The sequence below is a fragment of the Delftia sp. UME58 genome (assembly GCF_014170385.1).
Classification (GTDB): Bacteria; Pseudomonadota; Gammaproteobacteria; order Burkholderiales; family Burkholderiaceae_C; genus Comamonas; species Comamonas acidovorans.
Genome location: NZ_LZZV01000034.1, coordinates 1 through 751, shown reverse-complemented (window position 1 = coordinate 751; position 751 = coordinate 1). Strand labels below are relative to the sequence as shown.

The window sequence follows — 751 nt, the reverse complement described above, 5'->3', positions numbered from 1 at the left end:
GTCGACGGCCTGGACTTCGACGTCCGGCCCGGCAGGACGCTGGCGATCGTCGGCGAATCCGGCTCGGGCAAGTCGGTCACGTCCATGGCGATCATGCGCCTGACCGACTACACCAGCGGCCGCATCGCCACGGGCCAGATCCTGTTCCGCGACAACGACGGCCGCGAGACCGACCTGACGACGGCCACCGACGAGCAGATGCGCGCGATCCGCGGCAACGACATCGCGATGATCTTCCAGGAGCCGATGACGTCGCTGAACCCGGTGTTCACGATCGGCGACCAGATCGTCGAGGCCATCATGCTGCATCAGCAGCTGTCCCGCGCAGCGGCACGCCAATCGGCGCGCAAGCTGCTTGAGAAAGTGCGCCTGCCGGACGCCGAGCAACTGCTGGACCGTTATCCGCACCAATTGTCGGGCGGCATGCGCCAGCGGGTGATGATCGCCATGGCGCTGTCGTGCCAGCCGCGCCTGCTGATCGCCGACGAGCCGACCACCGCGCTGGACGTGACCATCCAGGCGCAGATCCTGAACACCATCCGCGAATTGCAGCGCGACCTGGGCACGGCCGTCATCTTCATCACGCACGATATGGGCGTGGTGGCCGAGATGGCCGACGATGTGGTCGTGATGCTGCGCGGCAAGAAGGTCGAGCAAGGTACCGTCGACGAGATCTTCAACGCGCCCAAGCATCCCTATACCCGCGCGCTGCTGGCCGCCGTGCCGAGGCTGGGCAGCCTGACCGGCAGCG

Annotated in this window: 1 protein-coding gene; it reads left to right on the top strand. The window is 66.8% G+C overall.

The features are described 5' to 3' along the window. Positions 1 to 751, top strand: a 751-nt coding sequence (locus A9976_RS11170; RefSeq protein WP_183019067.1) for an ABC transporter ATP-binding protein, incomplete at both ends; no start/stop codon positions are given.